This window comes from Hydrogenophaga sp. ZJX-1 (assembly GCF_048590325.1).
Classification (GTDB): domain Bacteria; phylum Pseudomonadota; class Gammaproteobacteria; order Burkholderiales; family Burkholderiaceae_C; genus Hydrogenophaga.
In genome coordinates this window covers 160,028-181,003 of record NZ_JBMBRA010000007.1, presented here as the reverse complement: position 1 = coordinate 181,003, position 20,976 = coordinate 160,028, and the positions used below count along the sequence as shown (strand labels likewise).

General features: G+C 66.7%; 18 protein-coding genes. 11 read left to right on the top strand and 7 right to left on the bottom strand.

Annotated features, from left to right (window positions below):
• Nucleotides 1-18: 18 nt before the first annotated feature.
• Together ACN5W5_RS19625 and ACN5W5_RS19620 are read right to left on the bottom strand one after the other, a co-directional pair.
• Nucleotides 19-840, bottom strand: a complete 822-nt coding sequence (locus ACN5W5_RS19625) for a ZIP family metal transporter (protein WP_420050143.1) — start codon at nt 838-840, stop codon at nt 19-21.
• A gap of 67 nt (nt 841-907) precedes the next feature.
• Nucleotides 908-1,807, bottom strand: a complete 900-nt coding sequence (locus tag ACN5W5_RS19620; protein WP_420050142.1) for a dienelactone hydrolase family protein — start codon at nt 1,805-1,807, stop codon at nt 908-910.
• Between the two features lie 187 nt (nt 1,808-1,994).
• Here ACN5W5_RS19620 and ACN5W5_RS19615 point away from each other — a divergent pair, with 187 nt between their 5' ends.
• Nucleotides 1,995-3,551 carry an alkaline phosphatase D family protein gene (locus ACN5W5_RS19615; RefSeq protein ID WP_420050141.1) on the top strand — a complete coding sequence of 519 codons (1,557 nt, stop codon included), beginning with the start codon at nt 1,995-1,997 and terminating at the stop codon, nt 3,549-3,551.
• A 10-nt stretch (nt 3,552-3,561) separates the two neighbouring features.
• On the opposite strand, the gene polA is transcribed toward ACN5W5_RS19615, so the two are convergent.
• Complete coding sequence (polA, locus tag ACN5W5_RS19610) at nt 3,562-6,393, bottom strand: DNA polymerase I (protein WP_420050140.1); 2,832 nt, start codon at nt 6,391-6,393, stop codon at nt 3,562-3,564.
• Nucleotides 6,394-6,463: 70 nt separating this feature from the next.
• Here polA and ACN5W5_RS19605 point away from each other — a divergent pair, with 70 nt between their 5' ends.
• The 6 genes from ACN5W5_RS19605 to ACN5W5_RS19580 all read left to right on the top strand — a co-directional run bounded on the left by ACN5W5_RS19605 (nt 6,464) and on the right by ACN5W5_RS19580 (nt 12,080).
• A complete protein-coding gene (locus tag ACN5W5_RS19605) occupies nt 6,464-6,817 on the top strand; it encodes a hypothetical protein (RefSeq protein ID WP_420050139.1) in 354 nt (117 codons plus the stop codon).
• 15 nt (nt 6,818-6,832) lie between these two features.
• Nucleotides 6,833-7,843, top strand: coding sequence for a homoserine kinase (locus ACN5W5_RS19600; RefSeq protein ID WP_420050138.1), 1,011 nt, complete (start codon nt 6,833-6,835; stop codon nt 7,841-7,843).
• A gap of 18 nt (nt 7,844-7,861) precedes the next feature.
• Complete coding sequence (locus tag ACN5W5_RS19595) at nt 7,862-8,662, top strand: BPSS1780 family membrane protein (protein ID WP_420050137.1); 801 nt, start codon at nt 7,862-7,864, stop codon at nt 8,660-8,662.
• Nucleotides 8,659-9,414: an iron dicitrate transport regulator FecR gene (locus ACN5W5_RS19590; protein ID WP_420050136.1), complete on the top strand. Its 756-nt coding sequence runs from the start codon at nt 8,659-8,661 to the stop codon at nt 9,412-9,414. The genes ACN5W5_RS19595 and ACN5W5_RS19590 overlap by 4 nt, the downstream gene beginning before the upstream one ends.
• 102 nt (nt 9,415-9,516) lie before the next feature.
• Entirely contained in the window at nt 9,517-11,694 is a 2,178-nt protein-coding gene (locus ACN5W5_RS19585) for a PhoX family protein (protein WP_420050202.1), read from the top strand.
• 176 nt (nt 11,695-11,870) lie between these two features.
• Nucleotides 11,871-12,080 carry a hypothetical protein gene (locus ACN5W5_RS19580; protein ID WP_420050135.1) on the top strand — a complete coding sequence of 70 codons (210 nt, stop codon included), beginning with the start codon at nt 11,871-11,873 and terminating at the stop codon, nt 12,078-12,080.
• A 13-nt stretch (nt 12,081-12,093) separates the two neighbouring features.
• Here ACN5W5_RS19580 and ACN5W5_RS19575 read toward each other — a convergent pair whose 3' ends face one another.
• On the bottom strand, nt 12,094-13,329 hold the full coding sequence (locus ACN5W5_RS19575; RefSeq protein WP_420050134.1) for a glycosyltransferase family 4 protein: 1,236 nt from the start codon (nt 13,327-13,329) through the stop codon (nt 12,094-12,096).
• Between the two features lie 164 nt (nt 13,330-13,493).
• Between ACN5W5_RS19575 and ACN5W5_RS19570 the strand changes: the two genes are divergently transcribed.
• Entirely contained in the window at nt 13,494-14,099 is a 606-nt protein-coding gene (locus tag ACN5W5_RS19570) for a hypothetical protein (protein WP_420050133.1), read from the top strand.
• Nucleotides 14,100-14,134: 35 nt separating this feature from the next.
• Here the strand turns inward: ACN5W5_RS19570 and ACN5W5_RS19565 are convergent, their stop codons facing one another.
• Entirely contained in the window at nt 14,135-15,790 is a 1,656-nt protein-coding gene (locus tag ACN5W5_RS19565) for an aminotransferase class III-fold pyridoxal phosphate-dependent enzyme (RefSeq protein ID WP_420050132.1), read from the bottom strand.
• A gap of 59 nt (nt 15,791-15,849) precedes the next feature.
• On the opposite strand from ACN5W5_RS19565, the gene asd reads away from it, so the two are divergent.
• Together asd and ACN5W5_RS19555 are read left to right on the top strand one after the other, a co-directional pair.
• Nucleotides 15,850-16,773, top strand: a complete 924-nt coding sequence (gene asd / locus ACN5W5_RS19560) for an archaetidylserine decarboxylase (protein ID WP_420050131.1) — start codon at nt 15,850-15,852, stop codon at nt 16,771-16,773.
• Nucleotides 16,760-17,986 carry a glycosyltransferase gene (locus tag ACN5W5_RS19555; protein WP_420050130.1) on the top strand — a complete coding sequence of 409 codons (1,227 nt, stop codon included), beginning with the start codon at nt 16,760-16,762 and terminating at the stop codon, nt 17,984-17,986. Before asd ends, ACN5W5_RS19555 begins: the two co-directional genes overlap by 14 nt.
• On the opposite strand, the gene ACN5W5_RS19550 is transcribed toward ACN5W5_RS19555, so the two are convergent.
• Nucleotides 17,987-18,961, bottom strand: a complete 975-nt coding sequence (locus ACN5W5_RS19550; protein WP_420050129.1) for a Bug family tripartite tricarboxylate transporter substrate binding protein — start codon at nt 18,959-18,961, stop codon at nt 17,987-17,989. It lies immediately after the preceding gene.
• Nucleotides 18,958-19,953 (bottom strand): esterase, encoded by a 996-nt coding sequence (locus ACN5W5_RS19545; RefSeq protein WP_420050128.1) that lies wholly within the window; start codon nt 19,951-19,953, stop codon nt 18,958-18,960. The genes ACN5W5_RS19550 and ACN5W5_RS19545 overlap by 4 nt, the downstream gene beginning before the upstream one ends.
• 69 nt (nt 19,954-20,022) lie before the next feature.
• On the opposite strand from ACN5W5_RS19545, the gene ACN5W5_RS19540 reads away from it, so the two are divergent.
• Nucleotides 20,023-20,922, top strand: a complete 900-nt coding sequence (locus tag ACN5W5_RS19540) for a LysR family transcriptional regulator (protein ID WP_420050127.1) — start codon at nt 20,023-20,025, stop codon at nt 20,920-20,922.
• The last annotated feature ends 54 nt before the right edge of the window (nt 20,923-20,976 follow it).

Sequence of the window (20,976 nt, the reverse complement as noted above, 5' to 3'; positions counted from 1 at the left end):
ACAGCCGCCCGCGGCGCTTCAGTGGCCGTGCGCCAGACTGCTGACCAGCGTCACCAGCGCGATGCCCGCCAGCAGCCAGGCCACCTGTGCCGCCGTCTCGCGCAGGCCCAGGCGTTTCTGCAGCTGCGGGATCAGGTCGGCCAGGGCGACGTAGACAAAGCTGCTCGACGCCGCCACCAGGAAATACGGCAGGAAGTCTTCCAGCTGCGCCAGCAGGAAATAGCCCACCAAACCGCCCAGCGCCGTCACCGTGCCCGCCAGCGATACCTTCGCCAGCGCCGCACGCTGCGTGCCCGAGGTGTGGCGCAGCACCACCAGATCGCCCATGTGGTGCGGCACTTCGTGCGCCAGCACCGCCACCGCCGTGACCACGCCCAGCCGCATGTCTGCCATGAAGGCCGACGCGATCAGGATGCCGTCGCCAAAGGCGTGCACGCTGTCCCCGGCCAGCACCGCCCAGCCGCCGGAGCGCGGGGCGTGGTGATCGTGGCCATGGCCGTGGTCGTGCCCGTGGTGGGCATGGTCGTGGCCTTCGTGACCCTCCTCGTGCCCCGCGTCGTGGTGGTGCTCATGGCCGTGGTGCCAGAGCTCGGCCTTGTCCAGCAGGAAGAAAAACACCAGCCCCGCCAACAGCACGGCAAACAGCTCCTGCGCGCCCGCCTCGCTCTCGAACGCCTCCGGCAGCAGGTGCATGAAGGCCGTGGCCATCAGCGCTCCGGCCGCCAGGCTCAGCATGTGCTGGGTGAAGCGCGCCAGCATGGCGAAGCTCAGCGCAGCGGCCAGCCAGACACTGCCCACGCCGGCAGCCACGGTTCCCAACAGGATTGCGATCAGGGTCATCTTGAATCAGAAGTCACAAAAAAAGGGCCGCAACCGCGGCCCTCTGGCTCGGAAAAGCGGGCAAGGATCAGGCCACGCCGTGCTGCTTGAACCAGGCCGTCGCGCGTTTCCAGCCATCTTCGGCCGGCTCCTTGCGGAAGCTCGGGCGGTAGTCGGCGTGAAACGCGTGCGGCGCATCGGGGTACACCACGAAAGTCGAGGCCTTGGCCGCGGCGTTTCCCGCTGCCAGAACCGTCTTCATCTTATCAATCGTGTCAAGGGGGATGCCGGTATCGGCCCCGCCATACAGGCCCAGCACCGGCCCGTGCAGCCCCGCGGCCACGTCTACCGGGTGCTTCGGGTTGAGTTCGCTGGCCTGCCCGACCAGCCGGCCGTACCAGGCCACCGCCGCCTTGACCGAAGGGTTGTGCGCCGCGTACAGCCAGACATGGCGCCCGCCCCAGCAAAAGCCCGTCACGCCCAGCTTGCGGGTGTCGCCGCCGTTGGCCGCCGCCCACTTCACCGTCGCGTCCAGATCGCCCATCACCTGCGCATCGGGCACCTTGGACACCACCTCGGCGATCAGCTTGGCGATCTCGCCATAACCCTGCGCGTCACCCTGGCGCACAAACAGCTCGGGCGCAATTGCCAGGTATCCGGCCCGGGCAAAGCGGCGCGCGGTGTCGGCGATGTATTCGTGCACGCCAAAAATCTCCGACAGCACCAGCACCACCGGCAGCCCGGTCTTTCCCGCGGGCGCGGCGCGGTAGGCCGGCATCTGGAAACCGTTGACGTCGATCATCACCTCGCCCGCCGTCAGGCCGTCGGCCGGCGTCTTGATCGCCGTCTGCGCCATGATGGGCAGCGCCGCGGCGGCATAGCCCACGCCCAGGGCGGCCTTGAGGGCGGTTCGGCGCGTGGCGGTTGTGCCCACGTCGTGCGCATCGAGCAGCGCCCGGCTGTCGGTGATGAGATCTGCATTCAGCATGTTGTTCTCCGGTTGGGGTTGTCGTCGGCCTGACCCCTGCAGCGGACCGGCTGAGGGTGTCAGCCTGTCCTGATCGTCCGCTTGGCGATTGGTTCACGATCGGTTGCAATTGGTCCGTTGCCGGCTCGCGGCGCGCTGACCACAATGCGCCCAACCAACACCACGCCACAAGGCAGAGGGAGGCCACATGCTACAGCTCGGTCCGGTGCTGCAGTTTCTGGGTTGCCAGAATCACACATGGGGTATCGGTGTGCTCGTCGTCACCGATGCCGGCGACCCACCGCCAGCCCTCCATCTACACGCGCCAGCCCAGGTCGTCGCCCCGGTGCAGACGGCCGTGCCCGGCCTTTCGGCCACCGCCTGGCGCTTCGACGTCGCCGTGCCACAGACCGCGGCCGCGCAGACCGTGAACTACCTGCTGGATGGCCAGAGCCACAGCTTCCACGTGCCCGGCGCGGACGCCATGCCCAGCATGGCCTATGTGTCGTGCAACGGCTTCTCGGACCCTCGCGCCAAAAAGGGCCTGCAGCAGCCCAACGCCCTCTGGTCGCGCCTGGGCCGCCTGCACAACCAGATCGACCGGGTCGACAGCACCCGCTTCGGCCCGCTGCACCTGCTGCTCATGGGCGGCGACCAGATCTACAGCGACGACATGTGGGTCAAGCTGCCCGAGCTGCAGGCGTGGTCTGAACTGCCCTGGCCCCAGCGCATCGCCGCCCCGTTCACCGCCAGCCTGCGCAATGCGCTGGCCGCACACTTCTCCCGTCTCTACCTGGACCGCTGGAGCCCGCCCGAAGTGGCCGCACTGCTCGCCAGTGTGCCCACCGTGATGATGTGGGACGACCACGACATCATGGACGGCTGGGGCTCGCACCCCGCCGAGCTGCACGACTGCCCGGTTTTTCAGGGCATCTTTGCCGTGGCCAGCAGCGCGTTCGGACTCTTCCAGCGGCAGATGATGGGCGCGCCGTCGCCCGCCACCCTGCCCGGCCAGACGGCCCACAGCAGCGGTTACCGCATCGGTCCGGCGGGCCTGCTGGTGCTCGACATGCGCAGCGAACGCCGGCCCCGCGGTGGCGACCCGAGCGCCAGCGGTGGCCTGCTGCGCGCCGAACAGGTGGTCAGCGAAGCCAGCTGGCGCGCCATTTACCGGTGGCTCGACGCGCAAGCGGCGGCCGGCGACATGAAGCACCTCTTCGTCATGAGCAGCATCCCCGTGGTGCACCCCAGCTTCGAGCTGCTGGAGAAACTGCTCGGCATCTTCCCCGGGCAGCAGGAGCTGGAAGACGACCTGCGCGACCACTGGACCAGCCCGCCCCACAAGGCCGAGCGCCTGCGCCTCGTGCACCGGCTGCTCGCGGCCAGCGCAAGCGGCACGCGAGTAACCCTGCTCTCAGGCGATGTGCACGTGGCCGCCGTGGGCGTGATCGAATCCGACCGCGCCGACGTGCCTGCCAACGCCCGCGTCATCAACCAGCTCACCTCCAGCGGCATCGTGCACCCGCCTCCGCCGGGTGTGGTCTTGTATTTCCTGGAACAGGCCTGCCAGATGGTGGAAACCATCGACCGCGGCATCACGGGCGCCATGTACGAGTTCCCCACCACCCGCCACCGCATGATCGGCTGCCGCAATTTCATGACCCTGCAGCCCGACGCCCCGGGCCAGGCCAACCGCTTCTGGATCAACTGGTGGGCCGAGGGGGAGGCGCACCCCTACACGAAGGTGGTGCATCCGGTGAAGTGAACAGGCTGGCTCAGTGCGCCTGATCCCAGTTCGCCCCCACGCCCACCTCCGCCAGCAGCGGCACCTTGAGCGCGGCCACGCCGGCCATCAGGCGCGGGATCTCGGTCTTGAGCCAGTCGACCTCGGCCTCGGGCACTTCGAACACCAGTTCGTCGTGCACCTGCATGATCATCTTGGTGCTGCGCTGCTGCTCGTCCAGCGCTTTCTGCACCGCCACCATGGCCAGCTTGATGAGGTCGGCTGCGGTGCCTTGCATGGGGGCGTTGATGGCCTGGCGCTCCAGCGCGGCGAGCTTGGCGCCCTTGGCGTTGCGAATGTCGGGCAGCACCAGCTTGCGGCCGAACACGGTTTCGACGTACCCGTTCTGTTTGGCCAGGGCGCGGGTGTCGTCCATGTACTGTTTGACGCCCGAGAAGCGCGCGAAGTAGCGGTCGATGTAGGTCTTGGCCGCCGCGTTCTCGATGCCCAGCGACTTGGCCAGGCCGAAGGTGCCCATGCCGTAGATGAGGCCGAAGTTGATGGTCTTGGCGTAGCGGCGCTGTTCGTTGCTGACTTCGGCGGGCGTGATGCCGAACACCTCGGCAGCGGTGGCGCGGTGCACGTCTTCACCGGCCTGAAAGGCACGCAGCAAGGCCGCATCGCCGCTCAGGTGGGCCATGATGCGCAGCTCGATCTGTGAGTAGTCGGCGCTGGCGATGACGCTGCCAGCGGGCGCCACGAAGGCTTCGCGCACCTTGCGGCCTTCGGCGGTGCGGATGGGGATGTTCTGCAGGTTGGGATCGTTGCTGGAGAGGCGTCCGGTCACGGCCACGGCCTGCGCGTAGTGCGTGTGCACGCGACCGGTGCGCGGGTTGGCGAGCTGGGCCAGTTTGTCGGTGTAGGTGCCCTTGAGCTTGCTGAGCCCCCGGTGTTCCAGGATCTTGGCGGGCAGCGGATAGTCTTCGGCGAGCTTTTCCAGCACCTCTTCGTCGGTGCTGCGCGCGCCGGTGGCGGTTTTTTTGATGACCGGCAGGCCGAGTTTGTCGAAGAAGATTTCGCCGAGCTGCTTGGGGCTGGCCAGGTTGAAGGGCTGGCCCGCAATGCCATACGCCTCCTGCTCCAACGCGAAGATGCGTTGGCCCAGCTCATGGCTCTGTTTGGCCAGCGTGGGCGCGTCGATCAGCACGCCGTTGCGCTCGATGCGGTAGAGCGTTTCGCTGCTGGCGATTTCGAGTTCGTAGATGAACTTGAGCTTCGCATCGGCTTCGAGCTGCGGCCAGAGTGCGCGGTGCACGTCCAGCGTCTGGTCGCTGTCCTCGCAGGAGTATTCGGACGCCTTGGCCACATCGACCTGGGCAAACGGGATCTGGTGCGCGCCCTTGCCGCACAGGTCTTCGTAGCTGATGCCACTGCGGCCCAGGTGGCGCTCGGCCAGACTGGCCAGGCCGTGCGGTTTGTGCACTTCGAGCACGTAGCTCTGCAGCATGGTGTCGTGCGCGTAGCCCTGCACCTCGATGCCGTGGTTGGCGAACACATGGCGGTCGTACTTGATGTGTTGGCCGAGCTTGTGTTTCTTCGGGTTCTCCAGCCAGGGCTTGAGCTTCGCCAGCACCTCGTCGAACGGGAGCTGTTCGGGCGCGTCGGGGCCGGCGTGTTTGAGCGGGATGTAGGCGGCTTCGCCGGGTGTCACGCTGAAGCTGATGCCGACGATCTGGGCCACCATCTCGTCGAGCGAGGTGGTTTCGGTGTCCACGGCCACGAGATCGGCGGCTTCCAACCTGGCGAGCCAGGTGTCGAAGAGGTCCCAGGTGAGGATGGTGTCGTAGGCGAGGCTGCTGCTGGCAGGGGCTGCGGACGTTTCGCTGGCCTCGGCTGGATCGGCCTCGCTGAAGAGGTCGTTGGTGGGCGCGCCCCTCGACCCGGCCCTCTCCCCAGAGGGGCGTGGGGTTGAAGATGGGCTTTCGTCGCCGCCCAGCGCCTTCGCCAGGCCTTTGAAGCCGTAGGTTTCGTAGAAGGTCTTGAGTGGTTCGGTCTGGGGCTGGCCGATGCGGATGGCGTCGAGCGCGGGCATGTCGGGCACCCAGCCGTTGAGGTCGCAGTCGGTCTTGATGGTCAGCAGTTGGCGGCCGGTGGGCAGCCAGTCAAGCGCCTTGCGCAGCTTCTCGCCCAACGCGCCCTTGATCTGGTCGGCCTGCGCCACCAGGGCGTCCACCGAACCGTATTCCTGCAACAGCTTCACGGCGGTCTTGGGGCCCACACCCTGCACACCGGGCACGTTGTCGACCTGGTCGCCCACCAGCATCTGGTAATCCAGCATCAGGCGGGCAGGCACGCCGAATTCGGCCTCCACCCCGGCCAGATCGCGCACCTTGCCGCTCATGGTGTCGATGATGGCGATGTGTTCGTTCACCAGCTGGGCGAGGTCCTTGTCGCCGCTGGAGATGATCACGTTGATGCCCTGGCGGGCCGCCGTCACGGCCAGGGTACCGATCACGTCGTCGGCCTCGACGCCGGGCACGTCGAGCACCGGCCAGCCCATCAGGCGCACCACCTCGTGAATGGGAGCGATCTGGCTGCGCAGGTCGTCGGGCATGGGGCTGCGCTGGGCCTTGTATTCGGGGTAGATGGCGTCGCGGAAGGTCGGGCCTTTGGCATCGAACACGCAGGCGCCGTACACGGCGGGGTGGTCTTTGAGCAGCTTCTGCACCATGTTGATCATGATGCGGATGGCGCCGGTCTTGAGCTCCGTGCCGTCGGGCAGGGTGGTGCTCATGGCGTCACCACCGGCAAAGAAGGCGCGGTAGAGGTAACTGGAACCATCGACCAGCAACAGGGTGGGGGTGGGCGTTTTTTCGTCGGACATGGGGCGATTGTGGGGGAATCTCCACAGCCCGGGCCGACGCGCGGCGCCACCCGACTGCCTACAATGGGGCATGCGCCATACCACCACCTTCCTGTTCCGCCTGTCAGTGCCGGCTCTCGCCCTGACCCTTGCCTTGCCCGCGCTCGCCCAGGCCCCTGCGCCAGCCGCCGAAGCGGCGGCGGTCGTGCCTGCCGAATCCGGCCCGCCGGCGAGCGGCGCGCGCATCGAGCGCATCACCCACGAAGACGGGCTTTCGCGCATCGACGAGCTGCGCGTGGGCGGCCAGACCCGCAGCATCGCCGTGCAGCCCAAGAACGGTGCGCCCGGCTACGAGATCACGCCTGTGCCGGGTGGCGCAGACCTCACCGATGAACAAAACAAAGGCTCCACGGGCAAGAGCCGCTGGCGCATCCTCAACTTCTGATCGCCCATATTTTTCATGGCCGTTTACACCGAAGTCCCGTTTGACGAGGCGGCAGCGCTGCTGCGCGCGCTGAACCTGGGCGAACTCACCGAGCTGCGTGGCATCCACGGCGGCATCGAAAACACCAACTATTTCGTCACCACCGAGCGCGAGGGCCAGCAGGAGACCCACGTGCTCACGGTGTTCGAGCGCCTGGGGTTCGAGCAGCTGCCGTATTACCTGCACTTCATGAAGCACCTGGCGGGCAAAGGCATCCCGGTGCCCGAACCCGCCGCCGACGCGCAGGGGGAGATCCTGCACAGGCTGCAGGGCAAACCGGCCGCCGTGGTCAACAAGCTGCGCGGCCACAGCGAGCTGTCGCCCACGGAGTCGCATTGCCGGGCGGTCGGCGACATGCTCGCGCGCCTGCACCTGGCCGGGCGCGATTTCGGCATGAGCCAGCCCAACCTGCGCGGCCTGCCATGGTGGAACGAAACCGTGCCGGTGGTGCTGCCGCACCTGAGCGCGAGCCAGAGTGCCCTGATCCGCACCGAACTGGCCTACCAGAACCACGTGGCGGCCCTGCCGGCGTATGCCGCCCTGCCCCGCGGCCCGGTGCACGCCGACCTGTTCCGCGACAACGTGATGTTTGAAGACGGTGAACTCACCGGCTTTTTTGACTTCTATTTCGCCGGCAACGACAGCTTTTTGTTCGATCTGGCTGTCTGCCTCAACGACTGGTGCGTCCGCCACAGCGCGGACGACAGCGACGGCCAGCACGACGCCGCCCTGGCACAGGCCATGGTGTCGGCCTACCAGGCGGTGCGCCCCCTGAACGCTGCGGAACGTTGCCTGCTGCCTGCCATGCTGCGCGCTGGCGCGCTGCGTTTCTGGCTCTCGCGCCTGTGGGACTGGCACCTGCCGCGCGATGCCAGCATGCTCAAGCCCCACGATCCGACCCACTTCGAGCGCGTGCTGCGTGAACGGGTGGGCCTGGCGCCCGACCTGCTGGCCTCGCTGCTGGAAGAACACAGCCTGGCCGCCTGAGCCCGACCCAACCCCCGAATGAAACTACGCAACGTTCCCGCAGGCACCGGCCTGCAATGGGTGAAACTGGGCATCCAGACCTTTTTTCGCCAGCCCCTGGCCCTCTCGGGCCTGTTTTTCATGTTCATGGCCGCGGTTTCGGTGCTGTCGATCATCCCGGTTCTGGGTACCGCCTTGTCGGCCGTGCTCACGCCCGCGGCCAACCTGGGCCTGATGGCGGCCAGCCGAGAAGCCTCGGCCGGGCGCTTCCCCATGCCGTCCACGCTGGTCAGCGCGTTTCGCGGCAACCGCGAACAGAAGCGCGCCATGCTGGTGCTGGGATCGATGTACGCGGGTTGCCTGCTGCTGGTGCTGGCCACGGCCACGCTGCTCGGCCCCGCGGCGCCGGTGGGCGAGGTCGAGACCAGCGTCACCCCTCAAATGATGCAGGAGCTGCTGGGCAGTCCGGGCCTGTGGTTTGCCCTGCTGGTGTACATCCCGGTGCTCATGATGTTCTGGCACGCGCCGGCGCTGGTGCACTGGCACGGCGTGAGCCCGGGCAAAAGCCTGTTTTTCAGCGCCCTGGCCTGCTGGCAAAACAAGGGCGCCCTGCTGGTTTTCGCCATCGGCTGGATGGGCGTTTTCCTGCTCTCCGGGCTGGTGATCAGTTTCCTGGGCTCGGTGTTGGGCGGCGCCCAGGCGCTCAACATCATCATGTACCCGGCCGTGCTGTTCGTGGCTTCGATGTTCTACGCCTCGGTCTATTTCACTTTCCGCGACAGCTTTGACACCGGCGCCGAGCCCGAACAACTGCCCTCAACCACCGGAGACCCGACATGACTCAGCACACCCTGCTTGGCCGCCATGAAGACGAGATACTGTGGTTCCAGCGCCGCGAAGCCCTGGCCGCGGCGGGCGCCTGGCTGGCCCTCGGGGGCGCGGGTGCCGCGCAGGCTCAGGCGCGCAGCAATGTGGTCGATCTGCTGGGCGACGTGCTGCTCAACGGGCAGCGCATGTCGCGGCAACACACGGTGCAGACCGGTGACCAGATCCAGACCGGCCCGGGCTCGCGGCTGCTGTTCGTGGTCGGCAATGCGGCCTTTCATGTGCGGCAGAACTCGCGCCTGGAGGTCGGGCGCGGCGCCACGCTCAACACCGTGAGCCTGCTGCGCCTGCTCACCGGAGCGGTGGTCAGCGTGTTCGGACGTTCGGCCAGCCGCAGCATCGTCACGCCCACGCTCACCGCCGGCATCCGCGGCACCGGCGTCTACACCGAAGTCATGCCCGACCAGCGCAGCTACTTCTGCAACTGCTACGGCACGGTCGACGTGAGCGCCCGTGGCGACAGGACGCTCTCGGTGTCGAGCTACCACCAGTCGTTCTGGGGTGAGGTGGAGCCGAAGAACGGTCGACTGCTCACGCCGGCCCAGGCGATCAACCACAGCGACGAGGAACTCGAGTTTCTCGGCCAGCTGCTGGGCCAGCAGACCGCCTGGCAGGTCGCTGGCAAGAAGGGTGTGAAGGACGGCAAGGGCTACATGGAAGACCGTCCCGGGCAGATGCACCCGGCGATGGGGCCGCTACCGCGTTGATAGCGCGCTGAAGCGGCCAGGTGGGGCCAACTGCCACACCACTGTCACGCGGGTTTCACACAAACCGGGGATGCTAGGCCCCGTTTGTTCAACCTACGAGGCATTCCATTGAAAACCGACATCTCCCGCGCCGCCGACTTCTTCAACGAAGAAGACTCCAACCACACGGCCAACCCCCAGTTCGACCAGGTGCTTGACACCCGCCTCAGCCGCCGTGGCCTGCTGCGCGGCGCGGCCGGTGCCGCTGGCGCTGGCGTGCTGGGCGCATCGGCCCTGAGCGGCTGCGCCACCGCGGGCGGTACCACCGGCCCCGCACTCACCAGCCTGGGCTTCAAGCCCGTGGCCAAGAGCCTGGCCGACAAGGTGGTCGTGCCCGAGGGCTACACCGCACAGATCCTCTACGCGCTGGGCGACCCGCTGGCCGCTGGCGTGCCGGCCTTCAAGAACGATGGCACCGACACCGCTTTCGAACAGCGCGCGGGCGACCACCACGACGGTATGGAGTGGTTCGGTCTGGACGCGTCGGGCCAGCCCTCGAACAGCTTCAACAGCCGCGGCCTGCTGGCCATGAACCACGAAGCCACCACGGACGAAAAGCTCTCCTCGTTCTTCATCCACGCCAACGGCGGCACCGCCTCCCTGCCCCGCCCGGCCGCCGAAGTGGACAAGGAACTGGCGATCCACGGCCTGTCCGTGGTCGAGGTGATGTCCAACGGCAAGCAGTGGACCACCCGGCAAGGCTCCGCCTTCAACCGCCGCGTCACCACCCTGACGCCCGCCACCCTGCACGGCCCGGCGCGCGGCAGCGAGCACCTGGTGACGAAATTCAGCACCGACGCCACGCTGTGCCGCGGCACGCTCAACAACTGCGGCACCGGCAAGACGCCCTGGGGCAGCTTCGTCAGCGGTGAAGAGAACTGGTACGGCTACTTCTTCCGCGACGCGCAGGACGACGACCGCCGCAAGAAGGACAAGCAGGTCCAGGCGCTCAAGCGCTACGGCCGCAAGGCAGGCGCTGCCAGCCGCCACGGCTGGGAAAGCGCCGGTGCGCAGGAGCAGTACGTGCGCTGGAACAATGGCGCCCTGGCCGCCAGCGCGAAAGAGGACTACCGCAACGAGATGAACACGTTCGGCTACGTGGTCGAGATGGACCCCTACGACAAGAGCCAGCCGGTTCGCAAGCGCACCGGTCTGGGCCGCTTCGCCCACGAGAGCGTGGCCTTCGCCAAGCCGGTGGCGGGCCAGCCCATCGTCGCCTACATGGGCGACGACGCGCGCGGCGAGTACATCTACAAGTTCGTCTCCGACGCCAAGTGGGACCCGAAAGACGCCAGCCCGGCCAACCGCCTGGCCGCCGGTGACAAGTACCTCGACAAGGGCACGCTGTTCGCTGCGCGCTTCAAGGACAACGGCAGCGGCGAGTGGCTGGAACTGTCGATGAACAACCCGGTGATCGCCGGCAGCTCGTACTTCGAATTCAAGTCCAACGCCGACGTGGCCATCTTCACCCGCCTGGCGGCCGATGCCGTGGGCGCCACCAAGATGGACCGCCCGGAATGGAACGGCGTGCACCCGCGTACCGGCGAGGTCTATTTCACCCTCACCAACAACAGCAACCGCAGTGCCGCCACGGCCGATGCGGTCAACCCGCGCGTCTACACCGACATGAAGGGCAGCAAGGAGCAGAAGGGCAACGTCAACGGCCACATCGTGCGCCTCGCCGACGCGACGCCTGCGGGCTCGTCGTTCAAGTGGGACATTTACGTGTTCGGCGCTGAAGCCGGCGCCGACAAGTCGACCGTCAACTTGTCGAACCTGACCGACGACAACGACATGTCCTCGCCTGACGGTCTGGTGTTCAGCCCGGCCACCGGCGTCTGCTGGATCCAGACCGACGACGGCGCCTTCACCGACAAGACCAACTGCATGATGCTCGCCGCCATCCCCGGCAAGGTCGGCGATGGCGGTGCACGCACCGTGAAACACGGCGACAAGCAGGTCACCACCTACGTAGGCAAGACCCCGACGCCCGCCACGCTGGCGCGCTTCCTGGTCGGCCCCAAGGGCTGTGAGATCACCGGCTGGTGCGAGACGCCGGACGGCCGCGCGATGTTCATCAACATCCAGCACCCGGGCGAAAGCACGGCGATGGCCGATGTGAACGACCCGGCCAAGTACCAGAGCCAGTGGCCCGCCAACGCCGGCTACGGCGCCGGCAAACGCCCGCGCTCGGCCACCATCGTGATCACGAAGAACGACGGCGGCGTGCTCGGCACCTGATCCCGCTTCGCTCCACACCACAACCCGGCTTCGGCCGGGTTTTTTGACGGCTGTGCGTGCGACACCTCGTAACAACAGCAGCACCTCGTGACGGGCCGCGCGCACGGCGCAGCACTATGCTGAACGCATCGCTTTGCTGTCGCCAATGCGTTTGGTGATGCACACAAGGAGCCACCATGCCGAACGGTACCTACCGCATCGAAAGTGAACGTCCGATTGTGAACGCCCTCCTGCACGTGGTCATGGGAAAGAGCTGCATGCTTGGGAATGGAGAGCTTGCGGTGGTGGTGGCGGCCAAGAGCCAGACGATCCCACCCGGCCAGGAGATTCGGGTCGTGCACGTACCGACTGGCGAAATCGTGTTCCGGAAATCGGAAGGCGGTTGAGTCAACGCGTTGTTCAGTGCACGGGCACCGGCGGACCGGCCGGCATGGTGCGCCCGACATGGCGGGCCATGACACCCGTGAAGACCGCCTCGACCTGCGCCGCGATCTGCTGCCAGTCCAGCTGTACGACCTGCTGCCGCGCGCGGGTGCTGGCCTGGGTGATGTGCTGGGACTGCGCGGCCAGTTCGCGGGCGAGTGCGACGTAGGCTGACGCATCACCGGCCGGGGCCATCCAGCCAGTGACGCGGGGTTCCAGCCACTCGGCCGCCGCCGCTGTGTCGAAGGCCAGCACCGGCAAACCGCTGGACAGCGCTTCGAGCGTGACGTTGCCAAAGGTTTCGGTCAGGCTGGGAAACAGGCACAGGTCGGCCGAGGCGTAACACGCGGCCAGCGCGTCCTGCCGCAACTGCCCCACGAACACCGCCGAGGGGCAGCGCTGCTGCAGCGCTTCGCGCTGCGGCCCATCGCCCACGAACACCAGCCGCACATCGCGGTGCACCGTCGTCATCGCCTCGAAGGCGCGGATCGCGATCAACAGGTTCTTCTCGGCTGCGAGCCGGCCCACCACCAGCAGCACCAGGCTGGCTTCGTCGGCGTCCCACTGGGCGCGCAGTTCGCTGCTGCGGCGCTCGGGCCGGAACAGCTGCGTGTCCACGCCGCGCGCGACCACGCGCGTGTTTTCGAAACCGCTGGAAATCAGCTCGGCGCACAGCGCGCGCGTGGGCACCATGGTGCACTGCGTGAGGTTGTGGAACTTGCGCAGGTAGGCCACGATGGGTTTCTTCAGCCAGCCCAGGCCGTAGTGCTGGCTGTAGCTGTGGAAGTTGGTGCGGAAGTCGGAGGTCACGGGCAGGCGCAGGTGGCGCGCGGCCTGCAGCGCCGACCAGCCCAGCGGGCCTTCGGTGGCGATGTGCACGAGGTCCGGCCGTTGCAGCGCCCAGGCCGAGATCAGGGCCTTCTTGCCCGGCAGGCCGAGCTTGAGCTGCGGGTAGCGCGGGATCGGCATGCCGCGCATCAGCACCTCTTCGAACCCGGCGTCGTGTGCGCCCAGGTCGGCCCGGGTCTGGCGCGGGCGCACGAGCTGCACCTGGTGGTTGCGTTCACACAGGCCCTGCACCAGTCGCGCCAGCGTGAGCGCCACGCCGTTGACTTCGGGTGGCCAGGTCTCGGTGACCACGGCCAGGCGCAGCGAAGGCCGGGCGGCCGGGAATTCCTGCACGAGGATGTTCTGTGAGGCGAGGTGGTTCATGCCGCCATCTTCTGCAGCTTGCACAACAGGCATGTGACAAAACGGCTCGCGCCAATGACAGCCCCGTGCCCGCGCGATGACAAAGCGCCCCTGTCACCGGCCTTTCATCGAGTCTGCACATCATCTCGCCACCCCTTGTCCATTTCCCCCAACAGGAGACCCATGTGACGACTTTCTTCGAGGCCCTCGACATCCAGCGCCAGGACGACCACCGCTACTACCACCACCACCGCATCAACCAGGCGCTGCATTTCGTCAGCGCGATCAGTTTCCTCGTGGCCTACGCGTGGTTGCTGATCGACCCGGTGGTTTCGGCGCTGATCGCCTGGCTGGTTTCCATGGCCACGCGACAGGCGGGCCACTTTTTCTTCGAACCCAAAGGCTACGACCACATCAACGAGGCCTCGCACGAACACAAGGAAGCCATCAAGGTGGGCTACAACCTGCGCCGCAAGATCGTGTTGATGGCCTTGTGGGTCGCGGCGCCGGTGGCGCTGCTGCTCTCGCCCAGCCTGCTGGGCCTGATCGAGCCGCACAGCGACTGGACCGGTTATGCGCGCGACGTCGGCGCGGCCTGGCTGGTGATCGGGGTGGGTGGCCTGCTGTTTCGCACCGTGCACCTGTTCTTCATCCGCGACGTGCTGACCGGCCTGGTGTGGATGACCAAGATCCTGACCGACCCCTTCCACGACATCGCGCTGTACCACAAGGCCCCGCTGCAGCTGCTGCGTGGCGAGTTGCTCGACCCGGCCTACCACGGCCGCGGCTGATTCGTCACCCGCCGCGACCGCCACCCTTGACACGCTCAGACCTGGCGCCCGAGCAGCGTGCCGAGCACCTCGCGCAGGATGCCGCGGCGGATGTCCTTGTTGCTCAGCCCTTCAACCGGCACCCACCAGCCCTGCGCCCGCATGTCGCGCCCGGCGAGCACGAAGCGCTGCAGCACCTGCTCGAAGTCGGCATCGCTGAAGTTCAGGCTGAAGATCAGGCGCCCCGTGCCCACCCAGCTCAGGGCCAGACCGTGCCAGCGCAGGTAATACTGCAGCAGCCAGTTGTAGCGCGAGGGCTCGGTGTAGCCGATGGTCCAGATGCTGTGCAGGTGGGTCGCGCGCATCGGCAGGCCTTCGGCGGCCATGGTCTGATTGAAGCGCAGGGCGCGCGCGTCCCAGCGCGCCTCCTGCCCGTCGTAGATGGCCCGCACCTCGGGCGTGTCCAGCCGGCGCAGGAAGGCATTCATGCCACCCATCACATACGGATGGGCGTTGAAGGTGCCACGCGCAAAACACAGGTCGGCCGGGCGCTCGGGGCGGTAGCGCTGCATCAGGTCGTGCCGCCCGCAGACCACGCCCACCGGGTAGCCGCCGGCCAGCGTTTTGCCGTAGGTGACCATGTCGGCCTTCACGCCAAAGTACTGCTGTGCGCCGCCCGGCGCGAGCCGGAAGCCGAGGAACACCTCGTCGAAGATCAGCACGATCCCGCGCTCGGTGCAGACCTCGCGCAGCTGCTGCAGCCACGCGGTGTAGGCGGCCTTGTCGTAGCCCGCCTGACGGCTGCTGTCGACCAGCGCCGAGTCGGCCGGCGCGTTGCGGTTGGGGTGCAGTGCCTGCAGCGGGTTGACCAGCACGCAGGCGATGTCCTTGCGCGTGCGCAACACCTGCAGGCTGCGCTCGCTCAGGTCGGCCAGGGTGTGGGTCTCGCGCGGGGGCAGCGGGTTGCCCGGGCCGGGCTGCACGTCTTCCCACCAGCCGTGGTAGGCGCCGCAGAAGCGCACCAGGTGTTGGCGCCGCGTGTGGTAGCGCGCCAGGCGCACGGCCTGCATCACCGCCTCGGTACCCGACATGTGGAACGACACCTCGTCCAGCCCCGAGATCGCGCGCAGCCGCGCGATGTTGTCGGCCACGCAGGGGTGGTAGGCGCCGAGCACCGGCCCGAGGTCCTGGGCCATCGCCGCGCCCTCGGCCATGGTCGCCTTGTAGAAGTCCACGCCGAACACATTCACGCCGTAGGAGCCGGTCAGATCGATGAAGCGGTTGCCGTCCAGGTCGGTCAGGCTCACGCCCTCGGCCGACTGCACGAACGCGCCCACCTTCAGGCGCTCGCTCACGATGGGGCTGAACTGGAAGGGCACGCGGTATTGGCCGGTGAACTGCAGGTCGGCCAGGCCCTCGCGTGCCTCTGCGGTGAGCGCCAGGGTCTTGGCATAGCGCTGGGCGAAACCGGCGCACAGGGTCTCAAACGCGGCGCGGCGCAGCTGCGCGACCTCATCGGACACCCCGTCGCAGTTGAAGAACTTTTCCTCGTCGTAGGCGTAGCCCGGCAGCAGCCGCGCCAACCGCTTGGCCATGCGCGAATGGCCGGCGAGCGAGCGGTGCTTGGCGCGCGAGAGGTCGAGGCGGCGCTTGAGCGCGGGCAGACCCAGCGCGAGCGCGGCGGCCGGGAGGGCGTATTCGATGAAGGGCATGGCGATGACTGCTCCGTGACTGCAATCCCGCGTTTCTATTTCACCCCCATGACACCCGTATGAACCTGCGAGCCGCCGCTCAGCGCCTGGCGCTGAACGAAGACCTGAATTTCCTGCTGACCAACCGCGTGCCGCGCATCGCGCTCACGCGCTTCATGGGCTGGTGGAGCCGCATCCGCCACCCCTGGGTGCGCGACGCGTCGATGGCGGTCTGGAAAACTTTTTCCGACCTCGACCTGAGCGAAGCCAGAGAGACGCACTTTCACAGCCTGCACGACTGCTTCATCCGCGAACTCAAGCCGGGCCTGCGCCCGATCGACCCGCGTCCTGGCGTGCTGACCAGCCCGAGCGACGGCATCGTCGGCGCCTGTGGCCGCATCGAGGCCTTGCAGTACGGCACGGACGCCCAGCTGTTCCAGGCCAAGGGCTTCCCCTACCGGCTGCTCGACCTGCTGGGCGATGACGAGCGCGGCCGGGCGCTGGCGCGCGAGCTGGCCGGCGGCAGCTTTGTCACGCTGCGCCTGACGTCGAGCATGTACCACCGCTTTCACGCGCCCTGCGACGCCACGCTCGAACACGTCACCTACATCAGCGGCGACACCTGGAACGTGAACCCGATCGCGCTGCAGCGCGTCGAGCGCCTGTTCTGCCGCAACGAACGCGCCGTGCTGCGGCTGCGCCGGGCCGACGGCGGCCTGCTGGTGCTGGTGCCGGTGGCGGCGATCCTGGTGGCCAGCATGCGCCTGCGCGCGCTGGACGTGCCGCTCAACCTGCTCTACCGCGGCCCCCACCAGCTGCCCTGTTCGGCCCGCTACCAGCAGGGCGATGAACTCGGCTGGTTCGAACACGGCTCCACCATCCTGGTGCTGGCGCCGCCCGGGCTGGCGCTCGACCCCACGCTGCGCGACGGCCACCGCATCCACATGGGAGAGGCCCTGCTGCAAACCACCCCCTTCACCCCTCAAACCCATGACCACGGTTGACCTGATCTACTTCAACGCCGGCGGCGGCCACCGCGCCTCCGCGCTCGCCCTGCAATCCGTGCTGCGCGAACAGGGGCGCCCCTGGGACGTGCGGCTGGTGAACCTGTTCGAGGTGCTCGACCCGTCGGGCCGCTTCAAGCGCATCACCGGCAAGGCCCCTGAGGACTGGTACAACCAGCGCCTCGCGCGGGGTTGGACCCTGGGCATGGCGCAGGAGCTCAAGCTGCTGCAAAGCCTGATCCGCGTGGCGCACCCTGCCCTGCTGCGGCGCCTGCGGAGGCACTGGCAGACCACGCAGCCCGACATGGTGGTGTCGCTGATCCCTAACTTCAACCGCGCGCTCTGCGAGAGCCTGGACGCGGCCCGGCCGGGCGTGCCGTACGTCACCGTGCTGACCGATCTGGCCGACTTCCCGCCCCACTTCTGGATCGAGCGCCACCCCTTGCAACACTTGGTGTGCGGCACGCCCCGGGCGGTCGAACAGGCCCAGGCACAGGGCCACGACGCGCACCACGTGCACGCCACCTCGGGCATGATCCTGCGCCCCGAGTTCTACCGGCCGAGCACCGTGAACCGCGCCAACGAACAGCGCCGCCTGGGGCTGGACCCGGGGCGCCCGACCGGGCTGGTGCTGTTCGGCGGCCACGGCTCCAAGGCCATGCTGGGCATCGCCGAGCGGCTGATCGACACGCAGCTGATCCTGGTCTGCGGCCACAACCAGAAGCTGGCCGATGCCTTGCGCGCGCTGCCCCAGGTGGCGCCGCGTCTCGTGGTGGGGTTCAGCACGGACATCCCGCGCTACATGCAGCTGGCGGACTTCCTGATCGGCAAGCCGGGGCCGGGCAGCGTGAGCGAGGCGGTGCAGCAGCAGTTGCCGGTGATCGTGGTGAACAACGCCTGGACCATGCCGCAGGAACGCTACAACGCGTTATGGATCGAGGAGAACCGGGTCGGTCTGGTGCTGCGCAGCTTCCGCTCCATCGACCGGGGCGTGGCGAAGCTGCTGGGCGACCTCGAGGCCTACCGCGCCAGCGTGCGCCAAGTCAACAACCGGGCGCTGTTCGAGATCCCGGAGATCCTGGCCGGCCTCCTGCAAAGCGGGGCGCCCGAGCGCCCCGCTGTCTCAGAGGGCAAAGAGCTGGCGACGACCTCGCGTCGGGCTCTCGAAAACTCGCCTCAACATTGTTCAGGTGTCAGCGCAACCGCGCCCTGACTACTTGGCCTTCGATTGCCGGAGAACGCCGGTCCAGGTGTCATTGCTGGCGGCAACAAACGAGAAGAACTCTGCGGGCTTCATGGGGCCGATCAGCTTGACGCCCACATCGTGGAAGCGCGCGGCGACAGCGGGTTCTCGAAGCGCTTCCTGGAAAGCGACGTTGAGTTTGTCGATGATGGGGGCGGGTGTGCCCTTGGGCGCAAACAGCCCGGTCCAGAAGTAGAAGTCCATGCCCTTGAGCTCGGGCGTTTCCGCAGCGGAAGCCATGTCCGGGTTTCCAATGTCGCGGTCTTTGCTCATCACACCGACCGGGTTGAGCTTTCCCGTTTTGACGTATTCGAGCAGGGCCGGCAAGCCAGAGACCGCCACGTCAATGTGGCCACCCAGCGCATCCTGCGCGATTTTCGACGCACTGGCATAGGGCACGAAGTTGACATCAATCCCGGCTCGGCGTTTGAGGTCTTCCATGGCCAGGGCAGGCAAGGACCCTGCGCCCGTCGCGCCATACGACAGTTTTCCCGGGTTCTTCTTTGCGTAGGCGATCATGTCCGAGAACGACTTGATGCCGGTGCTGGGAGCGGCCACCACGCCAAGGCCGCTGGTGCCCAACGGTGCAATGGCGTCCAAGTCTTTGTATGTGTAGGTTGCCGAGCTTTCCGTCAGGGGGGCGAGGACCACGTCAGACACGATGCCAAGCAAGATGGTGTAGCCGTCGGGAGCGGCTCTCGTGACGCGGCTCACGCCAATCATCCCGCCGGCACCAGCGACGTTCTCGATGACGACCGTCTTGCCCAGTTTGGCTTCAAGCCGGGGGACCACCAAGCGGGCAAACGCATCCACCGTTCCGCCCGGCGCATACGGGACCACCAGCTTCACTGGCTTCTCGGGGTACTGTGCGAACGCCGTCAGCGGGGCGGCCAGCATCGAGAGTCCCGCGCCAGCAGCCAGAAGGGTTGCTTTGAGATATTTCATGATTTGTCTCCTTGGATCATGCTTGTTTCAGTGTTCGAGGACTGCGAAGCGATCCACGCGCAAATGAGCGCGAGAACCTCATCGCTGTTGGTGTCCATCATCGGAAAGTGAGAGTTGCCCGTGATGCCGCTGCGCGGCAGGTCAAGCTCGGTGACGCTGGCCACCTGGTGGGCCGCTGCGAAGTACTGGGTGGCTTGGGCCCGGTAGCGGGACCAATACGGTCCAGACGCCTGGATGTGGTCCCCCCAAACCACCAGATGGGGAGGCAAGCGGTCTGGGTTGGGGGCCACGGGGACACCCCCTGGTTCAACGGCGACCACACCTGCCACCAAGTGCGGAAGGCGATTCGCGATCTCTGCGGCAAACCCGGCACCCTGGCTGTGACCGACGATGAAGCAGCGGCCGGTCTTTCGAATGAGCGCTTCGTAGGCCGCCAGAATCCGCGCCTCGTTGTCGGACCAGCGCGGGACCCACTGCTTGACGAAGTCATCAAAATGCTCGACGGGAAAGCGCTGTCCCTCATGAACATGCCGCTCCGTGGCGTTCGCTGAGTACCTCAGGCCAAGGCGAAAGGTGGTCCAACCCTCTTCCTTGGTGCGAAACACGGGATCGGACCCATAGATCTGGGGCGACATGGCAAAGGATGATCTGCCGCGCTCGACCGCGTCGCACACGATGACGTCATAACCCGCCTCCAGGAAACGCCAAGCCCATCCGGTCCCGCCACCCGGCTTGGTCTCCCATGTGCACCCGGTCATCCCGCCGCCATGCCACAGAACAACCGGCACGGTGCACCTGGGCGCAGCCAGGCGGTATTCCTGGACATACATCTGCCCGGCCATGTGTGCGCCATTGGGATTCACCTCTCGCGGCGCACCATTGAGCACCATGCTCTTGTGCGTGACGGGAAGGCCACTGAGCACGTGCGTTTGACCACCCACAAAGTAGGTGTTGATGTCTTTGAGCTGAACAGCTGCTTGTTGCGTCTCCATACCGGCAGATTACAAATCGGCCTACACTGCGTCAAACGGAAATATCGCAACGATTGTTGAGTTTCACGCATGAATTACAGCATTGACGATCTTCGGGCTTTCTGCGCGGTGGTGCGCCTGGGGCGCTTTTCCGAGGCGGCGCAAGCGATGCACATCACCCCATCGGCATTGAGCCGCCGGATTGCCAGCATCGAGCGCGAGGTGGGGGGCGAACTCTTTGAGCGTTCCACCAGAAAGATCGTGCTCACCCCCACCGGAGCGACGCTTCACGAAAAGCTGCTGCCGCTGATAGCGCAGATGGACGAAAGCCTCAGCGAAGCGTCAAGATCGCTTCAAGGGCGTTCGAGGGGACTGTCAGTGGCATCCGTGGCCACCCTTGCCTCGTCCACGCTGCCGCTCGTGGCCAAGGCACTGTTTGAAGAGTTTCCGGACCTCGTCCTGTCCATCCGCGATGGAACGGCGTCTGCGGTCACGGCGCTGGTCGAGCAAGGCGCGGTCGACTTTGGCATCACCACCCAACTGACCTTTGGCTCATCGATTCATGCAGACTCCCTGGGTCGCTATGGCTTCAATCTCATCGTCGCTTCACCAGAAGAGATGTTGGGGAAAAATCGGAAGTCCCTGTCCTGGAAGGACATCCAGAACCTGCCTTTCGTTGGCCTCAACCCCTTGAGTTCAACCAGACTGCAGATAGATGGGGCCTTGAAAACCCTGGGGATGAGCATCCCTTGGAAGGTCGAGGTGGATCAGCTGTCGACCTTGGTCACCATGGTGAGGTTCGGCGGCTACGCATCGATCATGCCGACACTCTTTGACTGCACGCAGCAGGGTGTGTACAGCGTCGCACTTCGTCAGCCCACCCTGACCCGTGAGCTCTATCTGATTCGCCGATCTGACGCCTCCATCTCGGCCAGCGGGTCCGCCTTCATCAGGCACGTCCGCGCTTTCTCGAAGGGGATTCTCGACTGAGACGGTGCATGGCGCCCTCGCGGCGCGATGCACCGCCATGGCTCGTGGGTCATG